Origin of the sequence: Blautia difficilis (genome assembly GCF_014297245.1) — a bacterium.
In the GTDB taxonomy this organism is placed as follows: Bacteria; Bacillota; Clostridia; order Lachnospirales; family Lachnospiraceae; genus Blautia_A; species Blautia_A difficilis.
In genome coordinates, this window is record NZ_JACOQG010000004.1 from 124,024 (window position 1) to 136,702 (window position 12,679).

Below are 12,679 nucleotides of genomic sequence, written 5' to 3' on the forward strand. Positions count from 1 at the left end.
CAACTCCTTTACGCCTTATGTCCGCCAATTTGTTCATTTCTGTCCTTGGCGGTTGCACCTTCTTGAAGATTCATTCCCTTCAGTACAGCGTTTTTTCCAAATTTCTTCTTGATACTGAGCATTGCCTCCTGCATACGTTTCTCACGATCCAGCGTAGCCTCTTCCTCTTCCTGCCTTTTCCTTTGCGCCTCATAATCCGTAAAAAAATCCAACTGCTCATACACTTCTTCTCTCTCTACAGAGCTTTCATCCACAAGCCTGTTCGCTGTGATATTGATTCTTCTGATAAGCAGGTTTCTGTCAACGATCCTGTCATATAGCTCTATTACTGCATCCGTTATCATTTTTGTTGAGGAAGTCTGCCGTTTCAGATTGGTCGTTCCATGTGCGTGTTTCGGGATTCTTCTTCCATAACGGTCGATCGTAACCTCACCATGATATTGCTTTCTCCTACCGGTGTTGCTCAGATTCTCAATATCATAACCAATTGTCAATACAATCTGGTCCGTCACAAGCTTCTTATCCACCAAATCCAAAACCATCTGATCCGTCATCTCTTTTACAACCAGTTTTGCTTTTTCAAAATCATAAGGACAATGAAGTACCTGTCCGGAACAAACACTGTTCGTTTCCGGTTTGTAGGCCTTGACCATTTCCATGGTACAAGGTTCATAACCCCAGGCATGGTCAATCAGCAGCTCTGCATTAACACCAAATAAATTGTATAACAGATCTTCATTGTATAACTCATTTTCCTTTCCAATGGAGCACCTTGCAATATCACCCATTGTATAAAGCCCGTATTCTTCCAGCTTCTTTGCATATCCTTTTCCTACTCTCCAGAAATCAGTAAGTGGTCTGTGACCCCAGAGTTTCCTTCGGTAGGACATTTCATCCAATTCTGCAATTCGTACGCCATCTTTATCTGCTTTCATATGCTTCGCCACGATATCCATCGCAATCTTACACAGATACATATTTGTTCCGATTCCGGCAGTTGCTGTTATACCTGTCGTTTTCAGCACATCCTGTATCATGGTCATTGCAAGTTCTCTTGCTGTCATATTATAAGTATGCAGATAATCCGTTACATCCATAAATACTTCGTCAATCGAATAAGGGAAAATATCTTCCGGCGCAATATATTTCAGATAAATGCTGTAAATTCTGGTGCTGTATTCCAGATAGAAAGCCATCCGGGGAGGAGCAACAATATAATCGATTTCCAATGCAGGATTGCTATTTAATTCTGTGCTGTCATCAGAAGCTCCGATAAAAGTTCTGTTCGGCGCTTTCCACCTGCGGGCGCTGTTGGCTTCTTTTACTTTTTGAACAACCTCAAATAAACGAGCCCTTCCGGGTATCCCATAACACTTTAAAGCTGGCGATACCGCAAGACAGATTGTTTTTTCTGTTCTGCTTTTATCCGCAACCACAAGATTAGTCGTCAAAGGATCTCGATTTCGTTCTTTACATTCCACAGACGCATAGAATGACTTAAGATCAATTGCAATATAGATTCTTTCCTTTTCCATCATTCTACGCCTCCTGATCCTCCTGTGTTCCGTTTCTAATTCTTATTTATCTTGACCGGAAATCTTTCTCATCATAACAATCCGCTCAAGTATTTCCTGCCTGAATTTTTCTACATCATTCGTCCGCTTGCGCACACCTGCTGCTGCAGCATGTCCACCTCCGCCAAATGCCTGCAGAAGTTCATTTACATTGATCCATTTTCCATCAGACCGGAAGGAACAACGCCAGCGATTTTCTTCTTCCTCATACATGGTAAAACCAAGCTGAATGTCCTCGCAGTCTCTAAGGAATCCACTGATTGGATGGATATCCTCATAACTGATTCCCTCTGCCTCGCTCTCTGCACGATTGATGCATACACAGGCAACATTTCCATCCAGCAGACGTTCTGCTCGTTTTAACAGCTCTGATCTCTTCTGCAGACTTCCCAGCGTATCATTATGCATAGTCTGCATTACATAACTATGATCTACTCCCATCTTAAGTAATTCAGTTACGGCCTGCATGGTGCTCACCTTCGCTCTGGTAAAACAGCCCGTATCATGCAGGATACCCATATAGATATAGTCTGCTGCAGTTGGTTTTGCTTCGCAATCGACTGTACGCTTCAACTTTACCAGATTCAAAATGTAATAAACATTCTCTGCACAGGCTTCCGAGATTTTTGTATAGTTTATATCTCCGTAACCTTCATTAGAAGCATGGTGATCAATTACTATACTTGCTTCTGCACCCTCGTAGTATTCCCTGCCGATCATTCTTGCTAAAACTGCAGTATCACATACGATAACAGCATATTTTTCTTTTACATCCGGTTTCTCAAACGGATTGAATACTTTATCCAGTTTTACCTGCTTCTTCGGTCCTTTGTCCAACGTATCTGCCAGATATGGCATCACTTTGTACTGCGGATAGTTTACCTTTATATAATGTGCAAGTCCCATCACCGATCCGGCAGCATCGCCATCCGGATTCAAGTGTCCTAGAAGAATCACGGTATTTAAATCATGCACTTGCATCATAGATTGAAATTCTCTGTCAAAATTGAATGTCATTTAATTGCCTTTCCGTTGAATCATTTGCTTTATTTATCTAGGCCAGAAGTCTACCGTCACTCTTACTTCCACGTTTTCCAGATATCCGGCTGATATCCAAGAGTGGATTGTTTTCCATTACGGACCACCGGTGTCTTAATCACCTGTGGGTTTTCCAGTACCTTCTCAAGTTTATCTTCCTCTGCAATATACTTAATAAGTGCAAGCAGATCCTTATCCCTGCCTTCCCAGTTAATCATATTTTCCAGTCCACCATTTGCCTGAGCAACAGAATTGAATTCACCCTTGCTCATGCCCTTTTCTTTCATATCAATAAACTGAAACTTGATCCCACGTTCCTTAAAGAAACGTTCTGCTTTCTTTGTATCATTGCACTTCTTTGTTCCAAAAATCTGTACGTTCAAATTAATTCTCCTTTAATTACACATAAATGGCGTACGAACCTCGATGAGATTACCACTCGGATCATACAGCCTTACAAGTTTCTGGCCACCTGCAAGTTCTGTTAGCTCAGTGGCATATCGGAGGAAATACTTACCGGATTCGTACTTTGCAAGCAATCCATCTATATCAAATTCCTCAAAATACAGTTCCATCCTGTTATTAAATAGAGTAGAAATCTCATCCAGCGCCTTTCCCCATAAACCGGCGTCCTGCAAAACAAGACCCTCCGATAAAATTACATTCCCTTCATTCTGAAGAATCACTTGCAATCCAAATAAATCCCTATAAAACTCTATGGATTTTTCTATATCATCTACCACGATCAGTACATTCTTTAACATGCCAGTCACCTCGCAATCCGCATTCGATTATATAATCTTCCCAGACAAATGATCAATTTCATGCTGACAGATCTGTGCCGTCCATCCAGACAGCTTCTGTCGCTGTTTCTTCCAGTTAAAGTCATAATACTCCACTTCAATTTCCTGGTATCTGGTTGTCTTGCGAACACCATCCAGAGATAGACAACCTTCTTCTGTCTCATACATGTCACGTTTTGAAACAATCACCGGATTGAACATCACAACATCTATGAATCCCATATTTACAATGATGATATTCTTCTTTACCCCAATCATGTTCGCTGCCATACCAACGCACTGCTCTCGGTTCGCCTGCAGCGTATCCTGCAGATCCTTTCCAACCTGTATATCTGCTTTTGTGGCTGGCTCGGATGGCTGACCTAAAAAGAAAATGTCTCTTACTATTTGCTTTACCATTTATTTTCTCCTGTATTTTATTTCTAATTCTTATTTATCCTGACCGAAAATCTTTCTCATCGACTCAAAATTAATTTTACAGCATTAATCAAGTCCTCACTAAATCCTTCAAGCTCATTCATCGTTATTACCTTATCTCTGACAAAATACGCAATATCCCATAATGCTGTCGACTTACGAAGTTCGATCAAAACACCTGAATGTTTCTTATCCTGTTTTATTCGCTTTTCAAGTTCCCAAAAATGATCCGAAGCATTTCCCGGGGATGTAAGCAATTCGACATATTCCATGGTGAGCTGCTCCATATAATGTTCCTGCCAGTCTGAAACACGCTCACGATATAACTTCCAATCAGCTTTTGATATTTCCATAATTTTCATAGTCCTCCTCAAGTGTCAACCTTTAAGAATTATTCATATTGTTATGTAGCTTTTGGTAAGTTTTTCACTTTCAATATCACCTCAAGTATAACATAGATATAACCCCTGTAGTGCATCTTTCCTGTAAAACATCCTTATCATTCTGCACAATCACCTGTCCCTGCAAAAATATTTGTTCTTTTCCCATTTTATCCCTCGCTTTTGATTACTGTTTCTGATTTCTACGGTCTATTATCTCTAACGCTATACTCATAATTTTTAATTATGCTCAGTGCATATCTGATATCTGTATCTGTGCACATAGGACTCTGAATATGAAATCCCTGAGTAAACTCTCGTATTCCTTTTTTCTCACAGCATAATTATTGTGATAAAGTTGCACATGCCCTTTCTTTGGAAGATTTTTTATTCTCCACGTATCTTCTTTATGCCACACTGTCATTGTGTCTATAGATATCCTGATTTTCATTCCATTCTCAACATAGGCATTTCTGATCTATTTTCATTTTGGTTTTCTCAAAAAAGCCAAGATATGTCCCCATCTCCTTTGGATCTTTTGCCCCGGATCTGTTCCTGTTTTCTGGAAGTGCTGACACGCTTCGATAAATCTCTGCATACATATCATTAACCAGATTTTTTAATGCAATCTCCAATTCTTTATTACCGTTGTGATTTTCATTCGTATCAAAATGATCATTTACCGATATAAATCGAACTCCTACAACTGCCGATACTACCGGATCCGATGTTGTAAAAAATACTTTGGATCAGGCAATCATTTTGAAGGATCTACTGAAGAAGCCCAAGTTTCCATATTCCTGAAACAATTAGGAATTAAATATAGCAAAATCACCAAAGATGAATTTGTCACTTTGATAGGCATTCTTCGTAACTCCGATATTCTGAAATCCCCCGGAAGTAAGCGTGACAAAGGCAGTCGAAAGAAACGATAGCAACAAAAAACAGGTCCGGACGCACTAAGAGTAATCAGTGTATCTGAACCTGGCTTTTCTATGGTCTTTCCGATGAATAACTGGGCTGGCTTTTCATTGGAATGCCTTATTTAATTGTGAAATGATTTCCAAAATATTCCAAAATATATTCGTTTCTTTTTATTGACTTTTTGCTACTATGGGGGTACAATCATAACTAAGAAATGGGTTTTTTACTGAGTAATGTCTTCGGACTGGAAAAGGGTGCTCGTTTCTTTTTTTATGTTCATTATATCATATAGATACATTTTACCATCTTTTGCATGTCGAATGACCATTATTACATTAAAAACATTATATCTTTCAATTTCCCCAACTTCATTAAACACTGGCAAAGCAAATCTTGACTCGTAACGATACCAGCCATACATTGCATCTATAGTATGTTTTTCTTTATAATTTTCAGTAAATTTCTTTCCAGCTGCAATTTCAATCAATTCTGGTAATCCCTGTGCGGCATTAGCTTTTGCCTTCGCATTTGCTCCTTTTAAAATATGTGTATAATTTGAACGAGTATACTCATCCGGTAAATCTGTTCCAATATAAACTGCATCATTGCTATCATCAATTGTGTAGATGTCTCCTACATATTGTTTTAGATATTTTTCAACATCCTCCCATTTTACAGATCTTTTCCCTTTAAATATGATGTCCTGAATAAATACCGTTTTCTTTCCATCTATATCCTCGATTACATTTACTTTTCTTTCCACGTTTACCTCCTTCTGCTTTATTTAAATATACGCATTGCGTTATGTCAGAAACAAAAAATAAAACATTACATCGTAACTGGTAATAAAAAGTCATTAGTTAAATTATTCTATTTACCTGCTCTTTCGATTCGACATTCTATTTCTGCTCTATACTTTAATAAACGTAACAGATAATCTGGAAGTTCTCTTTTTTCTGCTTCCCAATCTTGAACGGTACGATACGGAATACCATAATAGTCACTAAATTCACGTCTGTTCATTCCCATTTTTTCTCTTAATTCTTTTACTTCTTTTCCTCTACTCATGATAAAACTCTCCCGCTAAATTAACGCATTGCGTTATTTAATAGTACCAGATATATGCTATGTTGTCAATCTGTCGTGCCAGCTCTTTTGCCTTATATTTCTCCTTAGAAGTCAGTTTTAGATAGAATTCTTTTTCTTCATAGCTTTTAGTTTTTAAAATAATATGCATATTATTTGACCATGTATTTTCTCTCAACAGCGTTGAGAGCTCTGGCCTGTCCTTATATGTTTCATAAAACGGTTTCCTTCTCCAGATATTCAGCTTTCTGCATTGCAGAAACAGCTTTCCAAAAACAACGATAATCAATAACATTTAACGGCACTCCCATCAATTCGGAAGTACCACTTTTTCCAACTTATTATTCACATCAAAGCAAACCTTGTCCCCTTCATTGATGTTACATTCATAGAGCATGGCATCCTCTGCTTTTATCTTTATTTCTTCTCCTGAAGAATTCATAAGCGTCACTATTGCCATGACTGGCATGCCTTTCGGTCGCTCTTCACAACCGAAGTCCAGGTCTTCATCAATTCGTTTTACTGTGTATATCATAGCAATTCCTCTGAAAATAATATTAGAAATCAGTTCTCCATGTTCCTTCGAATTTTCTCTATCAAAGTGACATCTGCTGGTAACCAGGCAACGCTGTCCAGTTGATCCTTCGTAAGCCATTTTGCAGCTTCCGCTTCTTTCAGTTCCAGGTGACCGGCTGTGACCTCTGCCCAGAAGCAGTCCATGGAAAGGTGAAAAGTGGGATAGTCATACTCTATAGTGTCAATCAAATCCCCTACCTTAATTTCTGTATCCAGTTCTTCCATGATTTCTCGCTTTAATGCTTCCTGAGGTGTTTCACCTGCTTCAATTTTTCCTCCAGGAAACTCCCAGCCGCCTTTCAGCTCACCGTAACCACGAGCCGTTGCAAAAATTTTATTCTTTTCTTTCATATTGTCACAGATAACTGCTGCAACTACTTTTATCGTCTTCATCTTTTTCGTACCTCAAATCATTTATGCTGTAATATTTGACTGTAAATACCGTAATAAATCTTCTCTCACTGAATGCTGCATTTTCATCGTTACTTTCGTGATCGGTTGCATACGTCCGCGATTATCTTCTTTCCGGGCATTTCTGGCTTCCACCAATCCCATTGTCACTTTCTTATCAAAAACTTTTTCAAAAGATTTTTTAGCCTGCTTCGCAAGTGTCACACGATGAACCAGAAACAACACTCTTTTGAAACCAAGCTCACGCATAGCAAGTGCGGATGCATATATCTTTCCTGTTCCCGAATTTGTCAAGAGAGTACGCACATCTTTTTATTTCTAATCACATAGAATTACAAAGCAATGCTCTTGTTTGCCTTTGGCAGCATATCCGCAGGAATCGAATTATGCAGCTTCCATACGAAACTGACAGGCCTCTCTCCTTCATGCTTCACATAATCTGCATTTCCTAAAAAAGTATATGGTGCTGTATATGAACCAAGCCTTTTAAATTCACGAACAAATAATGATATGATATCACCTGTATTCTTGTGATTAATATATCTCTGTATTTTTGCACTCGCTTGCCTATCCTGACTTTGGCTTTGCCAATGAAAGAGCTTATCGTTAATTGCATAATCCTCATACATAGTAGATGGAGAGAAATCCTTCTCTGATTTGTTCAGATTAATAAAAAAGATATCTGTTTTTTTGTCTTCAAAACGTTTTACACCTTCTCTGAATTCCGGTGATTCTGTCTCTGTAAATAATCCAAATGCAGCCATAATCTGATTTGTGTTATAACGGCAGTGTAAATCCAGAGGACAAAGATAAGAGTATTCATTTCTCCCAGCAACAAAACTGATATGCTTACGATTGTATTTCAAAATCTGCAGAACTTCATCTCTTACAAAAGTTTCCTTTAGGACTGACTCAATTCCTTCATCGATACTTTGGAAACCGCATTTAGCCGGATTTTTTTTATAAAATGTGTAATAAAGCATATTTCGCATAATGCGTTCTTCTTCGCTATTTGCAACTTTATTACCGTCAATATATCTAATCCAATAATCCAGTAGTCTGGCTGAGTTCACATGGAAAAATCCGGTCATCATACTGTAAATTTTATCATCTACATCTCTGTCATCTTCAATAATGCCGGCCCACTTTTTTAAGCGGAACAAAGATCTGGCACCTGTATTCTGATAGAAATCATACAGAGACATATTATATTCCAGCAAAAAGTTTTCCAGATTAAGCGGTAATCCGGTATCTTCTTCAAAGGTTCTCACCATTTCAATCAGTGCTCTTTTGTTATTATCTGTCTGCTTCAGGTTCTCCAGAATATATTCTTTTGCATACTTTTCAAGTTCGATATAGCAGCCTCTTGGCAGATTGCTGAATCCATCCTCCACCTGTTTGCGAATGGATTTTCGGCCTTTCCCTACAATTGCCTCAAATTTCATTGCAAAATTATACTTTTTGTTTGCCTGTCCAATAAAATCAAGAACCGTAAGGCAATCTTTCCCTGGACTTAAACGTAACCCTCGTCCTAGCTGCTGTAAAAATACAGTCGCACTTTCTGTTGGCCTCAAGAATAAGACGGTGTCTATAGCCGGTATATCCACGCCCTCATTATACAAATCCACAACGAAAATAAAGTTTATCTTTCCACTTAACAAATCTGTTTTTGCATCATTTCGAATATCGTCTGCACTTTTCGAAGATAATGCAATGGACGGGATTCCTTTATCATTAAAATATTTCGCCATGTAATTTGCGTGAGCAACACTGACACAAAATCCAAGACCTTTCACAGACGAAATATCTGTCACATATTTTTTTACACTGTTTAAAATCAAAGCGCAACGTCTTGTATCTGCCGTATATACTTTTTCCAGCTCTGACACATCATATTTACCACGCGTCCATTTGAAATTCCTATAATCTGTGTCATCTGTTACACCAAAATACTGAAAAGAACTTAACAGATTTCGATCAATCGCTTCACCCAACAGTAATTTTGATGCAATACGTCCATCAAAATACTTCAGGATATCCTTACCATCCATTCGGTCAGGAGTAGCAGTCAATCCTAATAGAATCTTCGGCTCATAGTATGCCAGTAATTCCTGATAAGAATCAGCTGCTGCATGGTGGAATTCATCCACTATGATAAAGTCATAATAGTCCTTGCTTGTCCACTGAGAAAGCTTTGCAGAATTGAATGACTGGATACTGATAAACAGATGCTCAATATCCGTTGGTTTATAACCATCTACGTACAACTCACCAAAATTAAAGTCATTCAAAACTTCCTGGAATTTCTGAATGCTCTGTTCGAGAATCTCCTTTCTGTGAGCCACAAATAACAAGCGTGCTCTTGGGTTCTTCTCCTTAAAAGCTTTATAATCAAATGCCGCAATAATTGTTTTTCCAACACCTGTCGCTGCAGAAACCAGATTACGATAATGTCCGTATACTTCTCGTTCTGCAGCAAGATTATCCAAAATTTCCTGCTGATATGCATATGGTCGAATCGAAACCTGAAGACTACGTTTTGACTTTCTATCAAATGTAGCCCTCGTTAATTCTTTTTTCAGCTTTTCATGACAGTCTGGGTTTTCAGGGTCAAAGGTTTCAAAAGAGGCATCATTCCAGTAGCTCTCAAAGGAAACCGAAAACTTTTTCACAATATCAAATGACTCTTTCTCAGTCACCTTCACATTCCACTCCAATCCCCCAGTCAAAGCTGGATTTGAAAGATTTGATGAGCCAATATATGCAGTTGAAAATCCAGTGTCTCTTTTAAACAAATAAGATTTTGCATGCATACGTGCATGATTCGTTTCATAATTAATCTTCACTTCCGTATTTGGAAGCTCTGCAAGAGCAACAATCGCTTTATAATCTGTAGCCTGTGTATAAGTCGTTGCAATCACACGTAAACGAACACCCTCTCGTTTCGTGAATGCAGTCAATTCCACAAGAAGTGGGCGTATTGCACTCCACTTAATAAATGAAACCAAAAGATCAATAGAATCAGAGGACAAGATTTCTTTCTTCAATTCCGAAAGCATACTTGGCTCATTTTTAGATCCTGTAAACAAGGTATTCTCTACAATTGACGTTTCCGGATGCACAGCTTTGATTGTATTAATGCTTCTTGCTGAATTCATTTTTTCATATAATGAGGTTAATACTTCTCCTTTTTCAAGAATGATATTATCCTCAAATTCAGGTTCATTCGTATGCTCTGCTATTTCCTGAACGATTTCATTACATAAGCGAATTTGTGCCAGTAACGATTCATTTTCTTTAGATGACGGGAAACTGTCTCTTAAGTATTGCAAAGCCTGATTTATGACATATGATATGTATATGGTAAGAATACGTCTTGCATCCTCTCCATCAAGCTTTTCTAATTCTATATCATATTTTTCATGATCAAACTGCTGCAGTTCTTTATTTATTCTCGTATTAACAATCTATTCGTATATCCCATTTTTTAACATTAAACCCATCTCCTTGTTATGTATCATTCCTATTTACAACAATGTAAGTCAGAATATACTGTTATTATTAATTATACTACACAGACTCATAATTCGGTGGGAAAACTTTCCGGAAGCAATTCTTCGAAATACATATAATTATAAGGAAAATTCATAATGCTTTCTTCCACTCTTCTGTTCGTGGCTCTGCTGTTTTCTTGTTCCTACTTCAATCTGCTTTGCAGCAAGTGCTTATAATACACTTGTCATAAATAAGATTCTGGAATTTCAGCTTGTTCTAACAATTTTTCGCTTTGATAGGCATTCTTCGTAAATCCAATATGTTAAATAAAAACGCCAGTAGAATACTCCACTGACGCCTTACAAATACTATTGTTTTTTCTTATTATGTATTAATAACTTTACTTATGATTCCCAATAGCATTTGAATCATTCTCTCAAATGACTCCTTAAATTTTTGTATTCTACCCTATCACACTGGCACCAAATGGCATGAAAGAAAGTCTTGCCATCTTGAAAAACTGCTTTCCAAACGGAATTCCAACTATCGTAATACACCATATACAACCAACTATCAGATTTCCAAGCGCCATTTCCCAACCAAAAAATACAATCCATATGAGATTTACCAAGAATGAAAACATACCATTTCCATACACGATTTCTTTTCCAAACGGCCAGAATGCCAAAGTTGCAAATTTAAAGCATTGCAGGCCTACCGGAATTCCAATAATTGTAATACACCATATGCATCCTGCAAAAACCCATGCCAGTCCACCCAGCAATCCTCCAAATATAAACCAAAGGATATTACCTATAGTTCTCATGATAACACATCCCCCTTAAAGTCCTCTGAACATCTGATCAACATGATTTCTACGATTTCTCAACCAACTTTACGGCAGAATCTCAAGCCAGTATCCATCTGGATCTACAATGAAATAGATTCCCATCTCTTCATTTTCGAAGCAAATGCACCCCATCTCTTCGTGCTTCTTGTGCGCTGCCTCATAATCCTCTGCCTTGAATGCCAAGTGGAATTCGCATTCACCCAGATTATACGGCTGTGGATGATCTTTAAGCCAGGTAAGTTCCAACTCAAAATCACTTACATCGTTGCTCAGATACACAATAATAAAATCATCTGTAGTCTTTCTTCTCACTTCGTGCAGATCAAGGGCCTCGTTGTAAAATTTAATAGATCGGTCCAGGTCTGATACATTGTAGTTTTCGTGAATCATCTTAAATTTCATAGTTCTTCTCCTTTTGTATATTCTGTGTTTCTAATACGTGATTTATATTGCGGATACTCAGTAATAAACCGCTTAATTACATTGGCATCATTCCAGTAATGCATTGGAAAAATGACATTGCAATCTACATTTTTAAGGAAATACAGGATCCCGTTGGCATAGTGATCTCCCTGTCTCGGATCTAAGGGAACAAATGCAGCGTCAAAATGCATACCCTTAATTTTCCTGATCTCCGCACGATATGCTGAAGTAAGTCTCTGGTTGTCAGCTTTCGGCTCACCATCCCAATACCAGTCATTTAAGTCACCGGCATGATAAATGGTACCTTCCTTTGTTTTGATAATAAATGCGACACCACTATCGTTAGACAGCAATGTATCGACTCTGGTATCATGATCCAGATTATAAGTTTGATCATGATAAACATATGTGATCTTCATATCCGATAAATGATTTCTTTTTCGTATATCATTGGCCAAGACTGCCTGATAAGTCATCCCCATATCATCAAGAAGCCCAAAGATTTGTGGGTTAAAATGGTCCTCATGGAAGTGACTGCAAAAAACAATTACTTCTTTTTCCTTGTCAAGGTGCGGTAATTCACCCTTGTAATAATCAAAAATATAGTAGCATTCTCTACTCTCAACTAAAAATCCACTATGGTTAATGTAAGTAATTTTCATGATATCTCCTGTATAAATTGCTGGTGCTGAATAGCAAAAT

16 protein-coding genes are annotated in these 12,679 nt (G+C 37.9%); all 16 read right to left on the bottom strand.

What is annotated here, in order from left to right:
- Window positions 1–8: 8 nt before the first annotated feature.
- The 16 genes from H8Z82_RS04415 to H8Z82_RS04490 all read right to left on the bottom strand — a co-directional run bounded on the left by H8Z82_RS04415 (window position 9) and on the right by H8Z82_RS04490 (window position 12,639).
- Window positions 9–1,535 carry a Y-family DNA polymerase gene (locus H8Z82_RS04415; RefSeq protein WP_186994417.1) on the bottom strand — a complete coding sequence of 509 codons (1,527 nt, stop codon included), beginning with the start codon at window positions 1,533–1,535 and terminating at the stop codon, window positions 9–11.
- A 42-nt stretch (window positions 1,536–1,577) separates the two neighbouring features.
- Window positions 1,578–2,591, bottom strand: a complete 1,014-nt coding sequence (locus tag H8Z82_RS04420; protein WP_186994391.1) for a DHH family phosphoesterase — start codon at window positions 2,589–2,591, stop codon at window positions 1,578–1,580.
- A gap of 62 nt (window positions 2,592–2,653) precedes the next feature.
- Complete coding sequence (locus H8Z82_RS04425; protein ID WP_186994392.1) at window positions 2,654–2,995, bottom strand: arsenate reductase family protein; 342 nt, start codon at window positions 2,993–2,995, stop codon at window positions 2,654–2,656.
- A gap of 12 nt (window positions 2,996–3,007) precedes the next feature.
- Window positions 3,008–3,376, bottom strand: coding sequence for a VOC family protein (locus H8Z82_RS04430; protein ID WP_186994393.1), 369 nt, complete (start codon window positions 3,374–3,376; stop codon window positions 3,008–3,010).
- Between the two features lie 27 nt (window positions 3,377–3,403).
- On the bottom strand, window positions 3,404–3,814 hold the full coding sequence (locus H8Z82_RS04435) for a peptide deformylase (RefSeq protein WP_186994394.1): 411 nt from the start codon (window positions 3,812–3,814) through the stop codon (window positions 3,404–3,406).
- Window positions 3,815–3,870: 56 nt separating this feature from the next.
- The gene (locus H8Z82_RS04440) at window positions 3,871–4,185 is read right to left on the bottom strand and encodes a multidrug transporter (RefSeq protein WP_186994418.1); all 315 of its coding nucleotides are present in this window, start codon (window positions 4,183–4,185) and stop codon (window positions 3,871–3,873) included.
- A 1,174-nt stretch (window positions 4,186–5,359) separates the two neighbouring features.
- Window positions 5,360–5,899 carry a hypothetical protein gene (locus tag H8Z82_RS04445; protein ID WP_186994395.1) on the bottom strand — a complete coding sequence of 180 codons (540 nt, stop codon included), beginning with the start codon at window positions 5,897–5,899 and terminating at the stop codon, window positions 5,360–5,362.
- A 107-nt stretch (window positions 5,900–6,006) separates the two neighbouring features.
- On the bottom strand, window positions 6,007–6,204 hold the full coding sequence (locus H8Z82_RS04450) for a helix-turn-helix domain-containing protein (protein WP_173683690.1): 198 nt from the start codon (window positions 6,202–6,204) through the stop codon (window positions 6,007–6,009).
- Between the two features lie 37 nt (window positions 6,205–6,241).
- A complete protein-coding gene (locus H8Z82_RS04455; RefSeq protein WP_243176391.1) occupies window positions 6,242–6,517 on the bottom strand; it encodes a DUF1016 N-terminal domain-containing protein in 276 nt (91 codons plus the stop codon).
- A 15-nt stretch (window positions 6,518–6,532) separates the two neighbouring features.
- Window positions 6,533–6,757, bottom strand: coding sequence for a hypothetical protein (locus H8Z82_RS04460; protein WP_019163306.1), 225 nt, complete (start codon window positions 6,755–6,757; stop codon window positions 6,533–6,535).
- A 29-nt stretch (window positions 6,758–6,786) separates the two neighbouring features.
- Entirely contained in the window at window positions 6,787–7,191 is a 405-nt protein-coding gene (locus tag H8Z82_RS04465; protein ID WP_019163307.1) for a (deoxy)nucleoside triphosphate pyrophosphohydrolase, read from the bottom strand.
- A gap of 21 nt (window positions 7,192–7,212) precedes the next feature.
- The gene (locus H8Z82_RS17700) at window positions 7,213–7,515 is read right to left on the bottom strand and encodes a DEAD/DEAH box helicase family protein (protein ID WP_330607852.1); all 303 of its coding nucleotides are present in this window, start codon (window positions 7,513–7,515) and stop codon (window positions 7,213–7,215) included.
- A gap of 26 nt (window positions 7,516–7,541) precedes the next feature.
- Complete coding sequence (locus tag H8Z82_RS04475; protein WP_334298249.1) at window positions 7,542–10,676, bottom strand: DEAD/DEAH box helicase; 3,135 nt, start codon at window positions 10,674–10,676, stop codon at window positions 7,542–7,544.
- A gap of 491 nt (window positions 10,677–11,167) precedes the next feature.
- The gene (locus H8Z82_RS04480; protein WP_008704887.1) at window positions 11,168–11,530 is read right to left on the bottom strand and encodes a YccF domain-containing protein; all 363 of its coding nucleotides are present in this window, start codon (window positions 11,528–11,530) and stop codon (window positions 11,168–11,170) included.
- A gap of 69 nt (window positions 11,531–11,599) precedes the next feature.
- Window positions 11,600–11,956: a VOC family protein gene (locus tag H8Z82_RS04485; protein ID WP_019163310.1), complete on the bottom strand. Its 357-nt coding sequence runs from the start codon at window positions 11,954–11,956 to the stop codon at window positions 11,600–11,602.
- Window positions 11,953–12,639, bottom strand: a complete 687-nt coding sequence (locus tag H8Z82_RS04490) for an MBL fold metallo-hydrolase (protein ID WP_186994396.1) — start codon at window positions 12,637–12,639, stop codon at window positions 11,953–11,955. Before H8Z82_RS04490 ends, H8Z82_RS04485 begins: the two co-directional genes overlap by 4 nt.
- Window positions 12,640–12,679: the final 40 nt, after the last annotated feature.

Excerpts from the sequence above, each read along its gene's own strand:
- H8Z82_RS04415 (WP_186994417.1), bottom strand. The coding sequence starts at position 1,535 with ATGGAAAAGGAAAGAATCTATATTGCAATTGATCTTAAGTCATTCTAT.
- H8Z82_RS04420 (WP_186994391.1), bottom strand. The coding sequence starts at position 2,591 with ATGACATTCAATTTTGACAGAGAATTTCAATCTATGATGCAAGTGCAT.
- H8Z82_RS04430 (WP_186994393.1), bottom strand. The coding sequence starts at position 3,376 with ATGTTAAAGAATGTACTGATCGTGGTAGATGATATAGAAAAATCCATA.
- H8Z82_RS04435 (WP_186994394.1), bottom strand. The coding sequence starts at position 3,814 with ATGGTAAAGCAAATAGTAAGAGACATTTTCTTTTTAGGTCAGCCATCC.
- H8Z82_RS04440 (WP_186994418.1), bottom strand. The coding sequence starts at position 4,185 with ATGGAAATATCAAAAGCTGATTGGAAGTTATATCGTGAGCGTGTTTCA.
- H8Z82_RS04450 (WP_173683690.1), bottom strand. The coding sequence starts at position 6,204 with ATGAGTAGAGGAAAAGAAGTAAAAGAATTAAGAGAAAAAATGGGAATG.
- H8Z82_RS04455 (WP_243176391.1), bottom strand. The coding sequence starts at position 6,517 with ATGTTATTGATTATCGTTGTTTTTGGAAAGCTGTTTCTGCAATGCAGA.
- H8Z82_RS04460 (WP_019163306.1), bottom strand. The coding sequence starts at position 6,757 with ATGATATACACAGTAAAACGAATTGATGAAGACCTGGACTTCGGTTGT.
- H8Z82_RS04465 (WP_019163307.1), bottom strand. The coding sequence starts at position 7,191 with ATGAAGACGATAAAAGTAGTTGCAGCAGTTATCTGTGACAATATGAAA.
- H8Z82_RS04480 (WP_008704887.1), bottom strand. The coding sequence starts at position 11,530 with ATGAGAACTATAGGTAATATCCTTTGGTTTATATTTGGAGGATTGCTG.
- H8Z82_RS04485 (WP_019163310.1), bottom strand. The coding sequence starts at position 11,956 with ATGAAATTTAAGATGATTCACGAAAACTACAATGTATCAGACCTGGAC.
- H8Z82_RS04490 (WP_186994396.1), bottom strand. The coding sequence starts at position 12,639 with ATGAAAATTACTTACATTAACCATAGTGGATTTTTAGTTGAGAGTAGA.